18 protein-coding genes are annotated in these 19,593 nt (G+C 73.8%); 6 read left to right on the top strand and 12 right to left on the bottom strand.

Annotated elements, in window-relative coordinates; translation table 11 throughout:
- Window positions 1-44: 44 nt before the first annotated feature.
- Together ACGFZF_RS11710 and ACGFZF_RS11715 are read right to left on the bottom strand one after the other, a co-directional pair.
- On the bottom strand, window positions 45-1,946 hold the full coding sequence (locus ACGFZF_RS11710; protein WP_393553418.1) for a M64 family metallopeptidase: 1,902 nt from the start codon (window positions 1,944-1,946) through the stop codon (window positions 45-47).
- A gap of 68 nt (window positions 1,947-2,014) precedes the next feature.
- Window positions 2,015-3,358, bottom strand: a complete 1,344-nt coding sequence (locus ACGFZF_RS11715; RefSeq protein ID WP_393553420.1) for a 6-phospho-beta-glucosidase — start codon at window positions 3,356-3,358, stop codon at window positions 2,015-2,017.
- Window positions 3,359-3,375: 17 nt separating this feature from the next.
- Here ACGFZF_RS11715 and ACGFZF_RS11720 point away from each other — a divergent pair, with 17 nt between their 5' ends.
- Complete coding sequence (locus ACGFZF_RS11720) at window positions 3,376-3,762, top strand: VOC family protein (protein ID WP_393553422.1); 387 nt, start codon at window positions 3,376-3,378, stop codon at window positions 3,760-3,762.
- A 37-nt stretch (window positions 3,763-3,799) separates the two neighbouring features.
- Here ACGFZF_RS11720 and ACGFZF_RS11725 read toward each other — a convergent pair whose 3' ends face one another.
- The gene (locus ACGFZF_RS11725) at window positions 3,800-5,584 is read right to left on the bottom strand and encodes an FAD-dependent oxidoreductase (RefSeq protein WP_393553424.1); all 1,785 of its coding nucleotides are present in this window, start codon (window positions 5,582-5,584) and stop codon (window positions 3,800-3,802) included.
- Between the two features lie 168 nt (window positions 5,585-5,752).
- Here ACGFZF_RS11725 and ACGFZF_RS11730 point away from each other — a divergent pair, with 168 nt between their 5' ends.
- Complete coding sequence (locus tag ACGFZF_RS11730; protein ID WP_393553426.1) at window positions 5,753-6,196, top strand: YchJ family protein; 444 nt, start codon at window positions 5,753-5,755, stop codon at window positions 6,194-6,196.
- Window positions 6,197-6,220: 24 nt separating this feature from the next.
- Here the strand turns inward: ACGFZF_RS11730 and ACGFZF_RS11735 are convergent, their stop codons facing one another.
- The 3 genes from ACGFZF_RS11735 to ACGFZF_RS11745 form a co-directional block, all read right to left on the bottom strand.
- Complete coding sequence (locus tag ACGFZF_RS11735; RefSeq protein ID WP_393553428.1) at window positions 6,221-8,305, bottom strand: MDR family MFS transporter; 2,085 nt, start codon at window positions 8,303-8,305, stop codon at window positions 6,221-6,223.
- Between the two features lie 243 nt (window positions 8,306-8,548).
- Entirely contained in the window at window positions 8,549-8,746 is a 198-nt protein-coding gene (locus ACGFZF_RS11740; protein ID WP_384866583.1) for a hypothetical protein, read from the bottom strand.
- Between the two features lie 624 nt (window positions 8,747-9,370).
- Window positions 9,371-10,432 carry an ATP-dependent DNA ligase gene (locus ACGFZF_RS11745; RefSeq protein WP_393553431.1) on the bottom strand — a complete coding sequence of 354 codons (1,062 nt, stop codon included), beginning with the start codon at window positions 10,430-10,432 and terminating at the stop codon, window positions 9,371-9,373.
- A 52-nt stretch (window positions 10,433-10,484) separates the two neighbouring features.
- Here ACGFZF_RS11745 and ligD point away from each other — a divergent pair, with 52 nt between their 5' ends.
- Window positions 10,485-11,504 carry a non-homologous end-joining DNA ligase gene (gene ligD / locus ACGFZF_RS11750; RefSeq protein ID WP_393553433.1) on the top strand — a complete coding sequence of 340 codons (1,020 nt, stop codon included), beginning with the start codon at window positions 10,485-10,487 and terminating at the stop codon, window positions 11,502-11,504.
- Between the two features lie 145 nt (window positions 11,505-11,649).
- Window positions 11,650-12,531, top strand: coding sequence for an alpha/beta hydrolase (locus ACGFZF_RS11755; protein ID WP_393553435.1), 882 nt, complete (start codon window positions 11,650-11,652; stop codon window positions 12,529-12,531).
- 174 nt (window positions 12,532-12,705) lie between these two features.
- Here the strand turns inward: ACGFZF_RS11755 and ACGFZF_RS11760 are convergent, their stop codons facing one another.
- From ACGFZF_RS11760 to ACGFZF_RS11770, 3 genes are all read right to left on the bottom strand, one after another.
- A complete protein-coding gene (locus ACGFZF_RS11760; protein ID WP_393553437.1) occupies window positions 12,706-13,386 on the bottom strand; it encodes a TetR/AcrR family transcriptional regulator in 681 nt (226 codons plus the stop codon).
- A 125-nt stretch (window positions 13,387-13,511) separates the two neighbouring features.
- Window positions 13,512-14,303, bottom strand: coding sequence for an IclR family transcriptional regulator (locus ACGFZF_RS11765; RefSeq protein WP_393553439.1), 792 nt, complete (start codon window positions 14,301-14,303; stop codon window positions 13,512-13,514).
- Window positions 14,304-14,468: 165 nt separating this feature from the next.
- Window positions 14,469-15,326 (bottom strand): hypothetical protein, encoded by an 858-nt coding sequence (locus tag ACGFZF_RS11770; RefSeq protein WP_393553441.1) that lies wholly within the window; start codon window positions 15,324-15,326, stop codon window positions 14,469-14,471.
- Between the two features lie 249 nt (window positions 15,327-15,575).
- Here ACGFZF_RS11770 and ACGFZF_RS11775 point away from each other — a divergent pair, with 249 nt between their 5' ends.
- A complete protein-coding gene (locus tag ACGFZF_RS11775; RefSeq protein ID WP_147976569.1) occupies window positions 15,576-15,833 on the top strand; it encodes a WhiB family transcriptional regulator in 258 nt (85 codons plus the stop codon).
- A 70-nt stretch (window positions 15,834-15,903) separates the two neighbouring features.
- Here the strand turns inward: ACGFZF_RS11775 and ACGFZF_RS11780 are convergent, their stop codons facing one another.
- From ACGFZF_RS11780 to ACGFZF_RS11790, 3 genes are read right to left on the bottom strand one after another with little or no spacing between them, the layout of a single operon-like run.
- Window positions 15,904-16,644 (bottom strand): hypothetical protein, encoded by a 741-nt coding sequence (locus ACGFZF_RS11780; protein ID WP_393553445.1) that lies wholly within the window; start codon window positions 16,642-16,644, stop codon window positions 15,904-15,906.
- Window positions 16,645-16,655: 11 nt separating this feature from the next.
- Complete coding sequence (locus tag ACGFZF_RS11785; protein ID WP_393553447.1) at window positions 16,656-17,858, bottom strand: hypothetical protein; 1,203 nt, start codon at window positions 17,856-17,858, stop codon at window positions 16,656-16,658.
- Window positions 17,851-18,150 (bottom strand): hypothetical protein, encoded by a 300-nt coding sequence (locus ACGFZF_RS11790; RefSeq protein WP_393553449.1) that lies wholly within the window; start codon window positions 18,148-18,150, stop codon window positions 17,851-17,853. Before ACGFZF_RS11790 ends, ACGFZF_RS11785 begins: the two co-directional genes overlap by 8 nt.
- Window positions 18,151-18,261: 111 nt before the next feature.
- Here ACGFZF_RS11790 and ACGFZF_RS11795 point away from each other — a divergent pair, with 111 nt between their 5' ends.
- Entirely contained in the window at window positions 18,262-19,587 is a 1,326-nt protein-coding gene (locus ACGFZF_RS11795) for an SDR family NAD(P)-dependent oxidoreductase (RefSeq protein ID WP_393553451.1), read from the top strand.
- The last annotated feature ends 6 nt before the right edge of the window (window positions 19,588-19,593 follow it).

A 19,593-nucleotide genomic window follows, 5' to 3' on the forward strand; every position in this document is an offset into this window, starting at 1 on the left:
GCAGACCGTGAGGGCTGCGGGCCCCTTCTCATGCCGGTCGGCCGCTACGCGGCCGGCTTCACCAGGGTGACCCGGAACGACGAGGCGGTGCCCACGTTCCCGGCGGCGTCGATCGTCCGGTACTCCACCGTGTGCGTGCCGTAGTCCGGTGTCGCGTCGTCCCACGGCACGGCCCGGCTGCGGCCCAGCTTGCCGTACACGAGACCGTCGACGACCGTGCCCGACGGCGAGAAGCGGAAGGGCGCCTCCGCGTCCGTAGGCCAGCCGTAGTACGTGTACCAGCCGTCGCCGTCCACCCGGAACTGGCTCACCACCGTGCCGGGCCGGTCGTCCCGGGCCGTCAGCCGCATGGTGAACGCGCCGTCGTAGACGTGCTCGACGACCCCGCCGGGCCGGCGCTCGGTCCGCAGCGGCTTCGACAGCTCGAACGACGCCCTCGCCGGCCGGGCGTCGACGGTCCAGCTCAACTCGGCCCGGCTGCCCGGGATCCGGGCGGTCAGCGTGTGCGTTCCGGGGGACAGGTGCAGCGAACGCAGGTCGAGATCACGGTCGTTGCCGTCGTCGGCGACGGCACGGCCGTCGAGGGCCCAGCGCACGGCGAGCGTGCGGCGCGTCGGATGGGTGGTGTCGGCGTACACGACGGACCGTGCGCCGACCGGGGTCCCGGTCGCCGTGTGCCCCGTGAACGCGGCCTCCGTCTCCTGCGGCGGTGCGGTCAGACGGGTGTCCACCGTCCAGCTGACGGTCCGGGTCAGCGCCGCCGAGGCGCGGACCGCAGGATCGCGGACGAACGGGGTCGGGTCGCTCACCGTCGCGGTCAGGGTGTGCGTTCCGGGGGAGAGGCGCAGGCCCCGCAGGTCCACGGTGCGGGAGCCGCCGGTGGCCAGTTGCCGGCCGTCCAGCCGCCAGCGGACCGACAGCTCACCGCCCACGGGATGCAGGGTGTCCACCCAGACGGTCCGGTCCGCGCCCAGCGGGGCGGAGTCGTCCGTGTGGTCCTGGACGAGGTCCACCTTGGCCGAGATCGCCTGGACCATCACCTCCCGCTCCACCTGGTCGAAGGCGTAGCCGAGGGTCTTCATCAGCGAGTGCCGGCTCGGCCGCCACACCCCCTGGGTGCTGTACATCCCGCCCTCGTGGCGGCCGATGACGCCGCCCGACTCGCTCTCCTCGCCCAGCCAGCGCCACCACTTGGCGCGCTGCGCGCGCATCTGCTCCTCCGTGAGCAGGGTGTGGTGCGCCGAGGCCGGCTCGGGCCCCGAGTAGGGCCCGCCCGGAACACCCCGCGCGTAGTAGTCGTACTCGTCCTGCAGCTTGCCCAGCGAATGCCCGATCTCGTGCGGGGTGATCAGCGCGGAGAGGGCGTTCCCGCCGGACGCGGTGGCGTAACTGCCGCCCGCGCCGCCGTAGGTGTCGCTGTGCGCCAGGGCGACGATCTGGCGGTTCGCTCCCGTCGTCCCCGGCACGAGGTCGGCCAGGGCCCCGGCGAGCCGGCTGTCCACGGTGAGCAGCCGCTGCACGCTGCCGGGATCGCAGCCGCCCCAGAAGCCCATGCCCAGGGCGGTGTCCCGGCGCGGGGCGTCCAGGGCGGGGTCGCAGTCCACGCCCGACTCGCGCGAAGGGACCTCCACCGCCCACACGTTGACGTACGAGCGGTACGAGGCGAACGGCTCGACGCTCCACAGCACGTTCAGGTGCTTCTCGACGTCGGCGCGGAACAGCGGCATCTCCTCGGCCGTGTAGCCGTCGCCCATGACCACCAGGTTGAAGCGCTTCTCGGCGGGGCCGGTGGTCTGGACGGGCACGACGGTGGCGGTGTCCGCGACCGTCGGGGCGGCGACGACCGCCGGTCCGGCTCCCACCAGACCGACGGTCAGCAGACAGCCCACGGTGAGCCGGGCCACCGTCCTTCGCGCACGCCGGAAACGTATGCCATGTGAGGTCATGGGGCGCGAGCGTAGGCCGCGCCCCGAGTGACGTAAAGGTGTCCGTCGGCCGTCATCGGCCGTCCATGTCAGCTTCGCAGATAGGCCAGACCCGGGTGCTCCTCCGTGTATCCGTCCAGCAGACGCCGCGCCACCGCGACGGAGTCCACCAGCGGATGGAGTGCGAAGGCCTTGACCGCCGTGGTCCGCGAGCCGCTCTCCGCCGCCGCCAGCACCTCCCGCTCCACGCCCTTGACGGCCGTCACCAGCCCCACCGCGTGGTACGGCAGGGGAGCCACGGCCACCGGGTGGGCGCCCGTCGCGTCCACGAAGCACGGCACCTCGACGACCGCGTCCGCGTCGAGCGCCGAAAGCGTGCCGCGATTGCGGACGTTGAGGATCAGCGTGGCGCGCTCGTTGCGCGCGACGGCCCGCATGAGCGCCAGCGCCACCTTCTCGTAGCCGCCCGACTCCAGGTCCTCCTCGTCGCGCTCACCGATCCCGGCCGCCTCCCGGTTCGCCGCCATGTACGTGGCCTCGCGGTCGGCCAGCGTGCGGTGCCACGCGGCCAGCGGAGGCGTGTCGGGCTTGCCCATCTCCCGGTAGAAGCCCGCCTGCTGGTCCAGCAGGTAGGCGCCGCGCGTCCGTTCCGCCTGCCGGTAGGCCTGCACCGCCTCGCGGTTGAAGTAGTAGTAGTGCAGGTACTCGTTGGGGATCGCGCCCAGCGAGCGGAGCCACTCGGGGCCGAAGAGCCGGCCCTCCTCGAAGGAGCCGAGCGCCTGCTCGTCCGCGAGCAGCCGGGGCAGCTGGTCGCGGCCCCCGACGTGCAGGCCCCGCAGCCAGCCCAGGTGGTTGAGGCCCACGTAGTCGATCCACGCCTCGTCCGGGTCCGCCCCCAGGATCCGGGCGACCCGGCGGCCCAGCCCCACGGGGGAGTCGCAGATGCCGACGACCCGGTCGCCGAGCACCCGGGACATCGCCTCGGTGACCAGACCGGCCGGGTTGGTGAAGTTGATGACCCAGGCGTCCGGCGCCAGAGCGGCGACCCGCCGCGCGATGTGCGTCGCGACCGGCACCGTGCGCAGCCCGTAGGCGATGCCGCCGGCCCCGACGGTCTCCTGGCCCAGGACCCCCTCGGCGAGCGCGATCCGCTCGTCCGCCGCCCTGCCCTCCAGCCCGCCCACCCGGATCGCGGAGAAGACGAAGTCGGCCCCGCGCAGGGCCTCGTCGAGGTCCGCCGTGGCCGTGACCTCCGGTGCGTCCGGCACCCCCGCGCCCTGTTCGGCGAGGACCCGGGCGATCGCCGAGAGCCGGCCCGCGTCCGGATCGTGCAGCGTGACGTGGGTGACCCGCCCCTCCGCGTGGTCGCCGAGCAGGGCTCCGTACACCAGCGGGACCCGGAATCCGCCGCCTCCGAGAATCGTCAGTTTCATGGTCGTACGCTACTCGGATGCACGTACTGAGCAGCCGGATCCTCCTGCGGCCCGCCGACCCCGAGCGCTCACGGCGCTTCTACGGGGAGACGCTGGGGCTGGCGGTCCACCGCGAGTTCGGCACCGGTCCGCAGCGCGGCACGGTCTACTTCCTGGGCGGCGGTTTCCTCGAGGTCTCCGGGCGCGCCGACGCCCCGGCGCCCCCGCCGGAGCTCCGGCTCTGGCTCCAGGTCGCCGACGTGCGCGCCGCGCACGAGGAGCTGCGGGGGAGGGGGGTCGAGGTCCTGCGGGAGCCGGTGACCGAACCCTGGGGGCTGGTCGAGATGTGGATCGCGGACCCCGACGGGGTCCGCATCGCCGTCGTCGAGGTCCCCGAGGACCATCCGCTGCGCTACCGGCCCTGACGCGCGGGGCCGTTCCGGGCTCCGGTGCCTCCGGAGGTCAGCCCACGTCGAGCGCGTGCGGCAGACCGAGGCGGTACCGGAAGCGGTCGTGGCGCTTGAACCCCTCCAGCTCCGGCGCCCGGAAGAGCGGCCGCACCGCGCAGCGGGCCGCGGTCGACCCCGTGCGGTCGAGCAGCGCGTTGACGGCCTGCCGGGCGGAGGCGTTCGCGCCCTCCATCGTCGCCAGGTCGATGTCGACGGCCACGTAGTCGCCGGCGAGGTAGAGGTTCGGGACGGCGGTGGCGGCCCGCGGCCGGTTGTGGAGGGTGCCGACCGGATGGATCAGCAACTGGTCCTCGTTGGTCGGGTTCGGGGTGCCGAGGCCGTCCACTCCCGGGTCCAGGAACCAGGAGTGCAGGGCGCCGTCCTTCAGGACCGTGCGGCCCGTGTCGTTGAACGCCGCCTTCAGCTGCGCCCACACCTCCCGGGCCACCTCCGCGCGCGTGCACTGCTTGGCGGTCTTCCCGTAGAGGATCCCCGGCCGGTCCCACTCGGAGATGTCCACCGAGAGGCAGTCCACGACCGCCCCGTCGCCGTAGTCGGCGGCGAAGTCGCGCGCCGGCCAGTGCCGGGCCTGCTGGATGGCCGTCAGGGACCAGGGGGAGTCGATGCAGTTGGCGTGCCCGGCGAGCAGCGGCGCCCGTTCGGTCAGATAGAACTGGATGCCCGTCATCCAGTCCGTCTCCAGCCGGTCGCACCGGGCCAGCTGCGGATCGGCCGCGCGGAGCGCCGCGCCCCAGGTCCGGCGGGCGTGCTCCACCGGCATGGCGCAGACGTAGTGGTCCGCGGTCACCCGGTGCGTGGCGCCCTGCGGGTCCTCGACGACGACCGCCCCGATCCGCCGGGCACCGGCGTCGTACGCCAGCTCCCGCACCGTCCAGCCGATCCGGAACTCCACGCCCAGGCCGGTCAGATGGGCCACCCACGGGTCGATCCATGCCTCGTTGGTGGGCAGGTTCAGGATCCGGTCGAGGGGACCGTCGGCGCCGCGTCCCAGCGCGTTGAAGGCAAAGGCCTCCAGGAGGGTGGCGACCGTGCGGGTGCTGGCCTCCTCGGCCTTGGTCGCCACGATGTTGCGGGTCAGTCCGACGGCGAGGATGCGCTGGTAGTCGTAGCTCATCCGGTCGGCCCGCAGGAACTCCCACCAGGGCGTGCGCTCCCACACCTCGTCCCGCCGCTCGTCGCAGCTGGTGAGGAAGACCAGGAACCGGTTCACGAAGTACGCGGTCTCGTGGAGGGGGATGGATCCGGCGGTCTCCAGGAGCGCGGTGAGCGCGCGGCGGATCTCGTCGAGCGTGAGCTCGGCCGGCCGGTGCCCGGGCCAGGGGAGCGGGATGCGCAGGTCCTCGCGGCCGGTGCGGGAGAAGGACATCTCGGCCGGCGCGACGAGGTTGTCCCAGACGCCGTTCGCGTTCCCGGGGAAGGGGATGCGCCGCAGGGTGTCGGGGAGGTTGTGGTAGATGCCGGGGATGAACCGGAAGCCGTGCTCGGCCGGGAGCGGGCGCCGTCCGCCGCGGGCGCTGTCCGGCACGTCCATGGAGCGAGCCTTGCCGCCCGGTGCCCGGCGTTCGTGGACGGTGACGCGGAAGCCGCGCTCCGCCAGCTCGTGGGCTGCGGTCAGGCCCGCGACACCGCCGCCCAGCACGGCCACGGACGGGGCCCGGGCCGGTCCGGCCGCCGCGGCCGGCGTGGCCCCGGCGGCGACCGACGCGGTGACGGCGGCTCCGGTGACGGCGGCCGCGCCCGCCATGAGGGTGCGTCGCGAGGTGCCCGTACGGTCCATGCCCCAACCCCTTTACCGGAGGTAACCCGACGTCCGGCGCAGGAGCATAGGGCCGCCCCGTCACCCCCGGAAGACAGCCGCGGGCCCGATTCGCACATGGCGCGATCCCGCCCCCGTGTCCCTGGAGGCCCCACCGGACCACCGGAGGCGACAGGGGACAATGGAGTCATGTCCCGACGCACCGCCCGCCCCCGGCGATCCGCCGCCCCCGCCGCACCGGCCGTCACGGCGACCACGCCCTGCCCCTGCGGCCTCGCCGCGGTCTACGGGGACTGCTGTGGGCGCTTCCACGCGGGCACCGCCGCCGCGCCCACCGCCGAGCTCCTCATGCGCTCGCGCTACAGCGCCTTCGTCGTCCGCGACGAGCCGTACCTGCTGCGCACCTGGGCACCGGAGACCCGCCCCGGCGAGGTCGACTTCGACCCGTCGCTCCGCTGGCGGGGCCTGGAGATCCGGGAGACCACCGACGGCTCCGCCTTCCACGGGCAGGGCACGGTGACGTTCGTCGCCCGTTACGCGCACGGCGGCGAGGAGGGTGCCCTCCACGAGCGGAGCCGCTTCACCCGGCACGAGGGTGCCTGGGTCTACGTGGACGGCGACTTCGTCGAGTGAGGCCCGTGCCCCGCGCCGGCACGGTCAGGAGGTGACGCCGACCGGCTCACGGGGACCGCGTGGCAGACCGTTGGCCAGGTCCTCCGCGATGAGCTTCTTCGCGATGGCGTCCGTCGCGGCCCGCAGTTCGGGTCCGCTCGGCCGGCCGCGCTCCCGCTCGATCCGCTCGCTCAGCCAGTCCGACCAGGCGAGGGTGATGACCTGCGCCTCGCGGCTGCCGGCCGCCGTGTGCGAGAGCAGGCTGCCCTCCCGGGTCAGATAGCCCTCGTCCACCATCCGGTCGAAGACCGGCAGCAGGACCTCCGGGGGCACCCGTCGGCCCGCCGAGATCAGGCCGAGGCTGGCGTGTCCGACCAGCCGGGTGAAGAGCTCGACCTGCATCACCGCCCACGCGCCCGCGGTGTCGAGCCGGGTGTCCGAGCCGGAGACGACTCTTCGGGCCGTGTCCAGATCCATCCGGCGCATGATCCGGCCGACGGAGAGTTCCAGCAGTTTGGCCGAGTCGCCGGACATGGTGGGTGAGCCGAACCCCTCGCCCATGTCGGGAGCGGAGGCCCGGGCGGAGTCCCGGAGCGGGACCTGCTTGAGGAACAGCGCCACCACGAAGCCGACGGCCGCCACCGGCACCGTCCAGAGGAAGACCGTGTGGAGCGTGTCCGCGTACGCCTGGACGATGGGCGCCGCCACCTCGTCCGGCAGTCCGTGCACGCCGGCGGGGCTGCGTGCGGCGGCGGCGATCGCCGAGGCGTCGCCGGTGCCGGCGATCGCCGCCGCCTCGGCGATCCCCTGGCTCAGGTTGGGCCCCAGGGAGTTGGTGTAGATGGTGCCGAAGACGGCGGTGCCGAAGGAGCTGCCGAGGGTGCGGAAGAAGGTGACGCCCGAGGTGGCGGTGCCGAGGTCGGCGTACTCGACCGTGTTCTGCACGGCGATCGTCAGCACCTGCATGCACAGGCCGATGCCGACGCCGAGGACGAACATGTACAGCGACTCCAGCCAGGCGCTGGTGCCGGTGCCCATCAGCGACAGCAGGAAGAGACCGAGTCCCATCACCGCGCAGCCCACGATCGGGAAGATCCGGTAGGTGCCCGTCTTGCTGACCACGTTGCCGCTGTAGATCGACGCGATCAGCAGGCCGACGACCATGGGGAGGGTCCGGATGCCGGAGATCGTCGCCGAGTCGCCGTCGACGTACTGGAGGTACGAGGGCAGGAAGGTCATCGAGCCGAGCATCGCGAAGCCGACCACGAAGCTCAGCACGGAGCACACGGTGAACACCGGGTTGGCGAACAGGCGCATGGGGAGCATCGGTTCGGCGGCCCGGGTCTCGACCCAGCAGAAGAGCGCGAGGGCGATCAGGCCGCCGGCGAAGAGGCCGATGATGACGGCGGAGCCCCAGGCGTACTCGTTGCCGCCCCAACTGGTCGCCAGGATGAGGGCGCTGGAACCGACGGCGACGAGCGCGATGCCCGCGTAGTCGATGACCGGGCGGCTCGCGGAGCGGACGGAGGGGATCGTGCGGGCCGCCGCGATGACGACCAGGATCGCGATCGGCACGTTGACGTAGAACGCCCAGCGCCAGGTCAGGTGGTCGGTGAACAGACCGCCGAGCAGCGGGCCGATGACCGTCGAGACGCCGAAGACCGCGCCGATCGCCCCCTGGTACTTGCCGCGGTCGCGCAGCGGGATCACGTCGGCGATGAGGGCCATGGAGGTCACCATCAGGCCGCCCGCGCCGATGCCCTGGAGTCCGCGCCAGATGATCAGCAGGCTCATGTTGGTGGCGAGACCGCACAGGAACGAACCGGTGATGAAGACGATCGCGGAGATCTGGAAGATCACCTTGCGGCCGAAGAGGTCGCCGAACTTGCCGACGAGCACGGTGGCGACGGTCTCGGCCAGCAGGTAGGCGGTGACCACCCAGGACATGTGGGAGGCGCCGCCCAGGTCCGCGACGATCGTGGGCAGCGCCGTGCCGACGATCGTCTGGTCCAGCGCGGCGAGGAGCACGCCGAGCATGATCGTGCCGAAGACGATGTTGCGGCGGCGGCCGTCGAGCACCGGGGGCTCGGTCGCCGGCGGTGCGGGGGCGGCTTCGCTGGTGGTGGTCACCCTCGCAGCCTCACACCGGGCGACGCGGCCCGCATGCGGGGGACGGCCGAACCGGTGCGGCGGACGGTCACCCTCGCCGGAGCCCGTGACCTGCGCGGAGTCCGGCCGCACGCGCGCCCGTGCCGGCCGCGGCGCGGGCCCGGTGGGACGGGCAGGTCCGGCGGTACGGAGGCGCCCGGCGGGTCACGGTCCGGGTCGAGCCGGCCGCGGCGCGGGCCGGGCCCGGGCTCCCTACGGCGTGCCTCAGTTCGGGAGCACCGGCAGCAGCGGGTGGTGCTTGGCGAGGATCTTGTTGGCCCGGGCCAGCGCCGACAGGGCGTGCTCGCGGTCCGCGCGGTCCTCCGCGCACAGCGGTCCGCGGAACCGGTACACCTCGCGCGCCGCGCTGTCGGCGTCGACCTCCGCCTGCAGGACGTGCAGCGGCAGACAGGAACCGATCATGGCGGCCACGCGGTCGGGAATCGGGACGGGAACGAGGGGTGCGGGCGAGGTGATCACGGGTCAGTCCTTGTGGGTCCGGAGGCGAGGTGGGGTCTCTCTCCTACATACGTACCGGATGGGGTTCCGGGTTCGGCGACGGGGTTGTCCCCGCGTCGCAACGGGTCGCGGACCCTTCGGCGGGGCGTGCGGCCCGGCCGCGGGCCGGTGGATCACGCGGGCTCCGGGACGGTCCGGTACGTTCCCGCAGGTGCGGGGAGCGTGGCGCGATCTTCCCCGCGGCCGGCGACTCGCGCCCGCTCGGACGTTCGTCGAACACGGCATCGACAGAGGGTGGGTGGAACCCTGACGCGCCGTCGGCGAATGTGAAGCATCTCACGCTCTTCTCGGGTCGTTCCGGGTTTGGGGAGGCCCCGAGGCGGTTGATCGCTGGACGACCCGGGGGTGTCGAGAGATCGGTCGGGAGTCAGGCCGCCGCCGGCCCGGTGCGCGCCCGGGTGTGGCCGATCCCGTCCGGCCGATCCCGCCCGGACGGTCGGATTCTCCGTACGCGTGAGCAAGTTGACTGCGCGGTGAGGCCGGAGTCCCGGCACGTCCCCGCCCGCCGCGAACGGGAGCCCCAGGGGCTCAGGGAGCCAGTACCTCCGCCAGGTCGTAGGAGACCGGCTCCTCCAGCTGGGTGTATCCGCAGGACTCCGGCGCGCGGTCCGGCCGCCACCTCTTGAACTGGGCCGTGTGCCGGAACCGGTCGCCCTCCATGTGGTCGTAGCCCACCTCGCAGACCCGCTCCGGCCGCAGCGCCACCCACGACAGGTCCTTCTTCCCCGACCAGCGGCTCGGCGCCCCCGGCAGCCGGGCGCCCTCGTGCGCGGACTCGTCCGTCCACGCCGCCCACGGGTGCCCGTCCGGCGGGTCCATCCGCAGCGGCTCCAGCTCCGCGACCAGCTCCTCGCGGCGCTTCGCGGTGAACGCCGCGCAGACGCCGACGTGCTGGAGCCGGCCGGTGCCGTCGTACAGGCCGAGCAGCAACGAGCCGACGACCGGGCCGCTCTTGTGGAAGCGGTAGCCGGCCACGACCACGTCGGCCGTCCGCTCGTGCTTGATCTTGTACATCAGCCGGGCGTCCGGCCGGTACGGCAGGTCCAGCGGCTTGGCGATCACCCCGTCGAGCCCGGCCCCCTCGTACTGATCGAACCAGCGCGCCGCCACCTCGGGGTCCCGGGTCGCCGGGGCCAGGTGGACCGGGGCGTCGACCCCGCGCAGCGCCTCCTCCAGCGCCGCCCTCCGCTCGGTCAGCGGAGTGTCGAGGAGGGATGCGTCGCCGAGGGCGAGCAGGTCGAAGGCGATGAACCGGGCGGGAGTCGTCTCCGCCAGCATCCGCACCCGCGACGCGGCGGGGTGGATGCGCTCGGAGAGCCGGTCGAAGTCGAGCCTGCCGTCGTGCTCGATCACGATCTCCCCGTCGACCACGCACCGCTGGGGCAACCGGGGGGCCAGTGCCTCCACCAGTTCGGGGAAGTACCGCGTCAGAGGCTTGCCGGTGCGGCTGCCGATGACGAGCTCGGGGCCGTCGCGGTGGACGAGGGCGCGGAAGCCGTCCCACTTGGCCTCGTACTGCATTCCCGGCGGAATCCTCTTCACGGCCTTGGCCAGCATCGGCTTCACGGGCGGCATCACCGGCAGATCCATGCAGTGATTGTCCGGTATGCGAGGAATGTCGGCGAGCCCTACGCTGGCGGGCATGGCAGGCAAGGCGGCAGCGGTGGAACTGGAAGTCGGCGACCGGACGGTCCGTGTGTCCCATCCCGACAAGGTGTACTTTCCCGAACCCGGCTACACCAAGCTCGACATGGTCACCTACTACCTGGCGGTCGGTGACGGGATCACCCGCGCGCTGCGCGACCGCCCGACGACGCTGGAGCGCTACCCCGACGGGGTGACGGGCGAGTCCTTCTTCCAGAAGCGGGCCCCCAAGTACATGCCCGACTGGATCCCGACCGCGCACATCACCTTCCCCAGCGGCCGCTCCGCCGACGAGATGTGCCCGACCGAGCCGGCGGCCGTCCTGTGGGCCGCCAACCAGGGTGCCGTCACCTTCCATCCGTGGCCGGTGCGGCGCGAGGACACCGACCACCCCGACGAGCTGCGCATCGACCTCGACCCGCAGCCGGGCACGGACTACGCCGACGCGGTGCGCGCCGCCCACGAACTGAGGGCCGTGCTCGACGAGGCCGGACTGCGCGGCTGGCCCAAGACCTCCGGCGGGCGCGGCCTGCACGTCTTCGTGCCGATCGAGCCCCGGTGGACCTTCACCCAGGTGCGACGGGCCGCCATCGCCTGCGGCCGGCAGTTGGAGCGCCGGATGCCTGACCGGGTCACCATCAAATGGTGGAAGGAGGAGCGGGGCGAACGGATCTTCGTCGACTACAACCAGACCGCCCGCGACCGCACCATCGCCTCCGCCTACTCCGTGCGGCCCCGCCCGCACGCGCCGGTCTCGGCCCCGCTCCGCTGGGACGAGATCGACGACGCGGTGCCGCAGGACTTCGACATCAAGACGATGCCCGCGCGTTACGCCGAGGTCGGCGACGTCCACGCGGACATGGACGACCGGCGCTTCAGTCTGGAGAGCCTGCTGGAACTGGCCCGGCGGGACGAGGCCGAGCACGGTCTGGGGGACCTGCCGTACCCGCCGGAGTACCCCAAGATGCCGGGGGAGCCGAAGCGGGTGCAGCCCAGCCGGGCGAAGAAGGCCGACTGACGGCGACGCGGCCGACCGGCGGACGAGCCAGGCTCAGGCCGCGCTCGTCCGCCGCTCGGTGTCAGGGGTGTCGCCGGCCCAGGAAACAATACGAACGATCGTGCTAGCATTTTCTCATCGCTCCGGCCGACCGAGGAGACCCGGCATGCATCCCCTGGTTCCACTCCTGCGCACCTCCCTGAACGCCGCCGCCCGCCTGACCCCCGGGCTCGCCGGACGCGCCGCCTTCCACCTCTTCGTCCGCCCGCAGGGCCGGGCCAGGCTGCGGCCGGAGGAGGAACGGCTGCTCGCCGAAGCGCGCCCGGGCCGGCTGGCCGTGCAGGGCAAGGGGGTCGTCACCTACGCCTGGGGCGACGGCTCCCGTCCGGTCCTGCTGGTCCACGGCTGGTCCTCGCGCGGATCACGCTTCGCCGCCTTCGTCCGGGCCCTGCGCGAACAGGGCTACAGCCCCGTCCTGTTCGACGGCCCCGGACACGGCGCCTCGGAGGGGCGCGCCACGAACATCCGCGAGTACCGCGAGATCATCCGTCACCTGCACGCCGAACACGGTGACTTCGAGGCCGTGATCGCCCACTCCTTCGGTGTGCTCGCCGCGCTCTTCGCGCTCCGCGACGGGGTGCGGACCGAGCGGTTCGTCGGCCTCGGCGGAGTGGGCCGCTTCGACTGGCTCGTCGAGGGGTTCCGGACCGGTCTCGGCCTGGACGAACGCGTCATCGACGGGATGCGCCGCCATGTGGAGGCGACGCTCTTCCCCGGTGAGCCCGACATCTGGCGGCGGCTGAGCGCCACCCACGCACCCGAGGAACTCGCCGCGCCCGTCCTGCTGTTCCACGACGCGCAGGACGACATGGTGCCGCCCGCCCAGTCCCGGGCGCTCGCCCGCGCCCACGGCTCCCGGGCCCGTCTCGTGGTCACCGGCGGCCTCGGCCACCGCCGGATCCTCGCCGACCCGGAGGTCGTCGCGGAGGCCGTGCGCTTCGTGACGGCACCCGCGCTCAGCCCGAGCGAGGCGCCGGCCGCGGGATGAGTCGGCCGACGCGCCGCGCTTCGGCGAGTCCTTCCTGTGGAAGGCCCTGTTCCGGCGGCCGGCGGAGGCCGACGCGGCGCGCTGGGGTGCCGCGCGCCGTCCTGTCGCCAGGCGGGCGTGCCCGGTCCGCCGTCCGCGGGGCCCGCCCGCTGGGTGGACCCACGGACGGCGGGTTCACGTCGAGGGGGGCGGCGTGAACCCGGCACCGTCGATCTCGTCGCGTGCCCCGTCCGAGGCCTCGGCGCGCAGGCGGCGGACGATGCCCAGGCCCGCCCGCCGGTAGATCTCCGCGTCGCCGAGCAGCACGGACTGCGCGTTGGCCGCCTCCATCAGGGCGATGATCTCGAAGGCCAGCTGGGGCACGTCGACGTCCTCGGCCAGACCGCCCGCGTCGCGGGCAGCCGCCAGCTCCTGCTCCATGTACGCGGCCCAGTCGGCGCGGGTCCGGGCGATCGCGTCGTGGACCGGACCGCTGCGGGCGTCGAACTCGGCCGAGACCGCGTAGAAGAAGCAGCCCCCGGCGAAGACCCGACCGGCCGAGTAGGTGAGCCAGTTCCGGCACAGCGCCCACACCCGGCCCGGGCCCGGCGGCAGGACGCCGAGCGGCGCCACCACCTGGTCGGCGAAGACGGCGACGGCCGCGCGGACGGTGGCGAGCTGCAGCTCCTCCTTGGAGCCGAACAGGGCGAAGACCCCGCTCTTGCTGAGCTTCAGCTCGGTCGCGATCCGGCCCAGGGACAGGCCGTCGAGGCCCTCCACCGAGGCGATGTCCATCGTGCGGCCCAGTACCAGGCGCCGCGTCTGGTTGCCCCGCTCGACGCGTCCGTCCGTCTTGGTCCCGCCGCTCCCGCTCATCCCCCCATCGTACTGAACGCACGGTCGTGCGGACATGGGTGCGGAGTGGGGTCCCGGGGCGCCCGGACCCGTCGCCTTCGGTTGAACCCGTTCCCTTCGGTTGATCGGGACACGCGTGCGCGGCCTCAGGCGGCCGGGGCCCGGCGTTCCCCGGGAGGCAGGAGCAGCACCTCGAGCGCCCGCGCGCAGGAACGGGCCTGCGTCAGGAACCAGTCCAGGCGTGCCTCCGTGATCACCTCGGCCGTGGCCCGCACCGCGAGCGCGAAGCGCGCGTGCCCCGACCGCTCCAGGACGGGGACGGCCACCGTCCGGCCGTCATGAGCCGACTCGCCGTCGTCCCGTGCGTAGCCGCGCTCCCGAACGCGTGCCAACTCGCCCTCCAGAAGGGCAGGTTCCGTGAGGGCGTGCTCCGTGAGGATGGACGGCGGCGGCAGCGTGCGGGCGGCGCCCTCGCCCACCCGCGGCCAGGCCAGCAGCACCTTGCCGAGCGCCGTCGACATCAGCGGGCGGCGCAGCCCCACCTTGGGGGTGACGGAGCCGCCCGCCACGATGACGGCGTGCGGGCCGCTGCGCAGGGCCAAGTCGGCCGCGGTGCCCGTGCGTTCGGCCAGATCGGCGAGCTCGGGCGCGGCCAGGTGCAGACCCCGCTGGTGGTACGAGAGCCGGCCGAGCTCCGTCACGGCGGGCCCGAGCCGATAGCGGGCCGTACGGGCGTCCTGCTCCAGGAATCCGGTCGCGAGCAGCGTCCGCGCGAGCCGGTGGGCGGTCGAGGTCGACAGGCCCAGCCGGCGCGCGAGGTCGGAGGCGCTCAGGTCCGGCCCGTTGTCGTGGAAGCAGTGCAGCACGTCCAGCGCGCGCCGCACCGCCTGGGCTCCGGACGGCGCGCGTACGGCGCCGGCGTCGGCCTGGGTCGTCATATCGTCCGCTCCCCTGCGTGGTCGGCCTCCACGCTCCCACATGGCGGGAGCCGGATCAGCACCGTGGCGAGGCCGGAAACACGCCGTTCACGGGCCCTGGCAGGGGAGCGCGCCGCCGTGCCCATGATGGCCGCACGCCCGCCGTGGCCCCCGCGACCCCGGGGCTCAGCCGCCGATGTCGAACACCGCCCACTCGGTGGACGGTTCCTCCAGGACGTAGACCCTGCTGCCGCGGCAGACGATCCGGCGGCGGCCGAGGGAGCCGCCGTCGGGCCGGGTCAGTTCGGCGACCTCCGCCGGCTCGACGGTCGTCTCGGTGAGGGCGCCGAACCTGACGCGGTCCCGGTCCTCGCCGTAGCCGCCGACGAAGGCGACCCGGTCTGCGTGGACAGCCAGACCGTGGGCGCCGCGGAGGGAGTTGGCCCGCACCCGCACGGGCTCCCCGGGCCGGATCTCCAGCAGCGGGAAGTCGGTGTACGGGCAGGCCCAGGCGACGGACCCCGCCACGTTCAGGGCGTAGCAGTCCATGATCCAGCCGGCTCCGGGAACGGAACCGGAGGTCCAGCGGCGCTCGCCCGTCGCGCTCCAGCGGCGGATGCCCACCGGATTCTCGTCGAAGTGCCCGACCCACAGCTCGCCCGTCGCGTCGACGAGTAGGTGCTCGATCGCGTCCCCGACCCCGAAGGACCAGGTCTGGCGGCCGAGGGCGTCGAAGACCTGCACCTGGCGCTGCTTGTCCGCCCCGCGGTCGCGGGCGGCCGCGAGGACGAACCCGCCGTCCGGCAGCCGGTCCAGAAGCGGCCACCGGGCGTGCACGGCGTTGAGTTCGGTGACCTCCACGCCACCGTCGCCGACCGACACGACGAGGGCGTCGTAGGGCTTCGGGTCGCCCCCGGGGCGCGACGGGCGGTCGACGAGCAGCCAGTGGGCGACACCGAAGTCGTCGACGGTGGCGGCCAGGACGTGCCGGCCGTGATGGGCGCGGGGCAGGCGGGCGTACGGTTCGAGGGCGGTCTTCTGCACGGGCGGGGCTCTCCTCTGCGGGGCGGGACGCGGGGCATCGGCCGCGACGGGCGTCCGGCGCGGCGGCGGGCGGAACCCGGGGGCGCGCGAACGGAGGAGAGGCGGGCGGGGTTTCTAGGCCGCATGGCCCTTTCTGGTCGTCATACGTTCGATCATCGCCGACGCGCGGGGCCGTGACAAACCCTTACGGCGCGCCGCATTGATCGAACGTTGATGGCTCGTTTACGACCCTCGGGCAGCGTGTACGCCATGCAGACCGACACGACCGTACTGACCGCACCGGAGCCCGACATGTCCTGGCAGGAGAACGCCCTGTGCGCCCAGGCGGGCCCGGAGTTCTTCTTCCCGGCGCCCGGTTCCTCCACCCGCGAGGCGAAGCAGCTGTGCGGAGCCTGCGAGGGGCGCGTGGCGTGCCTGGAGTACGCGCTGACCCACGACGAGCGCTTCGGCGTCTGGGGCGGGCTCTCGGAGAAGGAACGCTTCCGCCTGAAGCGCCGGCAGGGCTGAACGACCCTCACGAGGCCCTCTCCGGGGCCGCCCCGGCACCGCCGGGGCGCGGGGACGGCACGGGCTCCGGTCACAGCAGGACGTCGAGCAGCCGGCTGCGGGCCGGCGTGGTGTCCGGCTCGGCCGGGCCTTCCGGATCGGTGAAGCGGACCGTCCCGCCGACGGCCAGCAGGATGTCCGTGTACGCCGCCGCCTCGGCGGGGTGCGCGGTGGTGAGGTCGGCGACGACGACGCGCGAGCCGCGCGGCCGGGCGATCGCGAGACGTGCCTGGAACACCCGTGGCACGGGACCGCCCACGCCGTCGAGCGGCCCCTCGGGCGGCTCCGGCAGCAGGGAGGTCACGAGCGCGGCGGGAGTGCCGCACGGCAGGTCGACGAGTCGGGACTCCCCTACGTCGCCGAGGCCGGCCGTGGCCAGATCCAGCGCGCACCGGGCCGCCGCGGCGGCGGAGCTCGGCGCGCCCGTCTCGACCTCGGACAGCGAGAACACCGACACCCGCACCTCGTCCCGCGCCTCCCCGCCCGGCGCCTCGTCGTCCCGCGCCTCCCCGCCCGATTCCTGCACCTCGTCTGGCGCCTCGTCGCCCGCGTGGAGCCCGATCGCCGTGTGCAGGACGCCCCGGCCGCGCAGCTGCTCCAGCAGGCCGAAGAGCGCCCGGGACTCCCGTGCCGCGCGGGCGGCGCGGTCCGGGTCGGCGCACAGCGTCGCCCAGTCGGCGAGCAGGCCGTCCCGGAGCGGCTCCAGCGCGTCGAGGTCCAGGTCGACGTAGCCCGGCGGCAGCCGGAACCAGACGGAGTCCGGGTCCAGCACGGTGGTCCTCCTCAACGGACGGTCCCGGCCGCGCGGCCCATGTCGCGGGCGTGGGTCCAGTAGGCGGGGATCTCGGAGCTCCCGAGCCGCGCGGCGTCGACACCGGTGGCCCCGTCGCGCGCGAGGCGGTCGTCGTCGGACGCCGCGACGCTGCTCGCGGCCGTCAGCGTCCCGGTGCCCGCGAAGGCGGCGTTGACCGGCGTCCGGGCGCCCGGGCCCACGCGCCGTACGGCCCACTCCGTCACCGGCCTGGGTGCGGCGTCGAACTCCCGCAGGGCGGTCGTGGAGGACCGGCCGAAGGTGCGGACCCCCTCGCCGAACCCGGTCGCCGCCCGGGCGCCCCTGGCGCCCTGGGCCACCGCGCCGAGGCCCGGCACCGCGCCCACCGCGTCGCCGGCGAGCGTGGCCGTGGCGCTGAAGAACCGGCTGTCGAAGCGGCCTTCGGTGAAGCCGCCCTTCAGCGCGGACCGGATCTTCGGGTCTCCGGCGTGCAGTGCCAGCGCGGCCAGACTGAGCCCGGCGGCGGCGAACAGCAGCGGGACGACGAGCCCTCCGGTGGCGAAGACCGCGACCAGGCCGAGCAGCGCCGAGGTGAGGCTGAGGGTGTCGCCCAGGTTGTCGTCGAGCCAGTCCAGGCCCTTGTCCAGCCAGCCGGGCTCCTTCGGGGCCAGCTTGTCCGTCGCCTCGTTCAGGGCCTTCGCGATCGCGCCGGCCTCCGTCCGGTGGGTCTCCGCCAGCTCACGGGCCTTGCGCCGGACGTGGTCCAGTGCCTGCCGCGCCTTGGTCAGGTCCGCCGAGGCACGCCTCAGCTCCGGCTCGGGGGTGTCCGCGCCCGGGGCGGAGGCCGTCCGCCAGGCCGCCTCGGACGCGCGGACCGCTTCCGCGTCGAGGCCGGCCCGGGTCTCGTACGAGCGGGCGGTCGACTGGTGGCCCACCAGCGCGTCGTGCCACACCCCCAGACGGCCGGCCGCCTTCGTCAACGACCGGTGGGCGTTCCCCAGATGGCGGGGCAGGTCGCCGGCGAGCGCGTCGCGGAACGCGTCCGCCGCCTCGCCCCGCCACCCGGCGCTCTCCGACAACAGCCGGTCCACCAGGCGGTGCGCGGTGCCGAGCGATCCGGCCGACGCCGACAGCTTCGCCCGCAGGGCGGCGATCTCCGGCGGGCTGCCCGGGGCCGGGTCCCAGCCGAGATGCGGGAAGTCCCGGTCAGCCACGCTCCACCGCCCGGAAGGCGGCCTCGATCGCGCGGTTCAGCTCGGTGTAGCCGGCGTGGCTGAGACGCACTCCCGTGCGCACCTCGCCGATCCGGGCACCCAGCTGCTCCGCCCCGTACTTCCAGCGCTCCTGGAAGCCGTCGCACGCCTCGTCGAGCTCCTTCGTCCCCAACTGGTCGGCCCGGGCGTGCTCCAAGGCCCGTCTCGCCGCGGCGAGCGACGTCAGCGAGGAGTCGAGGGCATGCGAGAAGCGGCCCAGCTGATCGGTGTCCACCTGAAGATCACGATCCATGGGCGACCACCCTGGCAGATCATCGGCGCGGCGGAGAAATGCTGGTCACACCGGCGGGTGAGGCGATAACCGGATGCTGACGACGTGCCACCTCACTACGATCACGTGTCCATGGAGCCCCACCACACGCGCGTCACGGACGAGGAGCTGGCCGCCTTCGGCCGCACGATCGACAGGCTGCGGAGCCTGCCGCTGGGAGATCCCGCCCGGATGCGCGGCGAGGAGATCGCCGCGACCTTCAGCCGCGAGAGCCGCAACAAGCGCCGCAAGGCCCGGCGTGCCGAGCGGGCCGCCGCCGACGCCGCGCTCGACGCGCGCACCATGACCGGAGCGCTCGAACGGCGCGAGGACGCGCCGTTGGCGACCACCGGAGCCGGCTCCCCGGGAAACTACGTCCGGACGCGGCACTGCTATGTCTGCAAGTCGTCCTATCGACGGGCCGACGCCTTCTACCACCGGCTCTGCCCGCCCTGCGCCGTCGACAACACGGCCCGGCGCGCCCTGAGCACGGACCTCACCGGCCGCCGCGCGCTGCTCACCGGCGGCCGGGTGAAGATCGGGTTCCAGCTGGCGCTGATGATGCTGCGCGACGGGGCCGAGGTCCTCGTCACCAGCCGCTTCCCGCACGACACCCTGCGCCGCTTCCACGCCGTCGAGGGCAGCGAGCGGTGGAGGGACCGGCTCGGAGTCGTCGCCATCGACCTGCGCGACCCCCGGCAGGTGCTCGGACTGTGCGAGCGGCTGAACACGGAGGGGCGGCCCCTGGACATCCTCGTCAACAACGCGGCCCAGACGATACGCCGCCCCCCGGAGTCGTACGCCCTGCTCGCGGCGGGGGAGCGCGGGGAGCTGCCGCCGGGGGTGATCCCTGCGCCGGGGTACGAGCGGGCCGACCGCGTCCCCGTGCTGGCCGGGCTGGAGCCGGACGAGGCCGGGCTGCTGCCGGACGCCTCGCCGCACAACTCGTGGTCCGTACGGCTCGGCGAGCTCGACCCGGCCGAGGTGCTGGAGGCCCAGCTGGTCAACGCCCTCGCGCCGACGCTGCTCTGCGACCGGCTCCTGCCGCTGCTCCTGGCGTCACCGAGACCGCGCCGCTACATCGTCAACGTGTCGGCCGTGGAGGGCCGCTTCACCGTGCGGAACAAGACGGGCGGCCACCCCCACACCAACATGGCGAAGGCCGCCCTCAACATGCTCACCCGCACCAGCGGGGCCGAACTGGCCGCGCAGGGCGTTCACATGTGCAGCGTGGACACGGGCTGGATCACCGACGAGAACCCGGCGCCCCGCAAGGCGCGGATAGCGGCCGTCGGGACCCGCACGCCGCTGGACGTCGTCGACGGCGCGGCCCGGGTCTACGACCCGATCGTGCGCGGCGAGGCGGGGGAGCCGTCCTCGGGCGTGTTCCTCAAGGACTACCAGGAGGCGGCCTGGTAGTCCGGC

Source organism: Streptomyces sp. NPDC048338 (assembly GCF_043201055.1).
Lineage (GTDB): Bacteria > Actinomycetota > Actinomycetes > Streptomycetales > Streptomycetaceae > Streptomyces.

Bases quoted from the DNA above. Each gene is read 5' to 3' on its own strand.
- ACGFZF_RS11710 (WP_393553418.1), bottom strand. From the start codon at position 1,946: ATGACCTCACATGGCATACGTTTCCGGCGTGCGCGAAGGACGGTGGCC.
- ACGFZF_RS11715 (WP_393553420.1), bottom strand. From the start codon at position 3,358: ATGAAACTGACGATTCTCGGAGGCGGCGGATTCCGGGTCCCGCTGGTG.
- ACGFZF_RS11720 (WP_393553422.1), top strand. From the start codon at position 3,376: ATGCACGTACTGAGCAGCCGGATCCTCCTGCGGCCCGCCGACCCCGAG.
- ACGFZF_RS11725 (WP_393553424.1), bottom strand. From the start codon at position 5,584: ATGGACCGTACGGGCACCTCGCGACGCACCCTCATGGCGGGCGCGGCC.
- ACGFZF_RS11730 (WP_393553426.1), top strand. From the start codon at position 5,753: ATGTCCCGACGCACCGCCCGCCCCCGGCGATCCGCCGCCCCCGCCGCA.
- ACGFZF_RS11740 (WP_384866583.1), bottom strand. From the start codon at position 8,746: ATGATCGGTTCCTGTCTGCCGCTGCACGTCCTGCAGGCGGAGGTCGAC.
- ACGFZF_RS11745 (WP_393553431.1), bottom strand. From the start codon at position 10,432: ATGGATCTGCCGGTGATGCCGCCCGTGAAGCCGATGCTGGCCAAGGCC.
- ligD (WP_393553433.1), top strand. From the start codon at position 10,485: ATGGCAGGCAAGGCGGCAGCGGTGGAACTGGAAGTCGGCGACCGGACG.
- ACGFZF_RS11755 (WP_393553435.1), top strand. From the start codon at position 11,650: ATGCATCCCCTGGTTCCACTCCTGCGCACCTCCCTGAACGCCGCCGCC.
- ACGFZF_RS11760 (WP_393553437.1), bottom strand. From the start codon at position 13,386: ATGAGCGGGAGCGGCGGGACCAAGACGGACGGACGCGTCGAGCGGGGC.
- ACGFZF_RS11765 (WP_393553439.1), bottom strand. From the start codon at position 14,303: ATGACGACCCAGGCCGACGCCGGCGCCGTACGCGCGCCGTCCGGAGCC.
- ACGFZF_RS11775 (WP_147976569.1), top strand. From the start codon at position 15,576: ATGCAGACCGACACGACCGTACTGACCGCACCGGAGCCCGACATGTCC.
- ACGFZF_RS11790 (WP_393553449.1), bottom strand. From the start codon at position 18,150: ATGGATCGTGATCTTCAGGTGGACACCGATCAGCTGGGCCGCTTCTCG.
- ACGFZF_RS11795 (WP_393553451.1), top strand. From the start codon at position 18,262: ATGGAGCCCCACCACACGCGCGTCACGGACGAGGAGCTGGCCGCCTTC.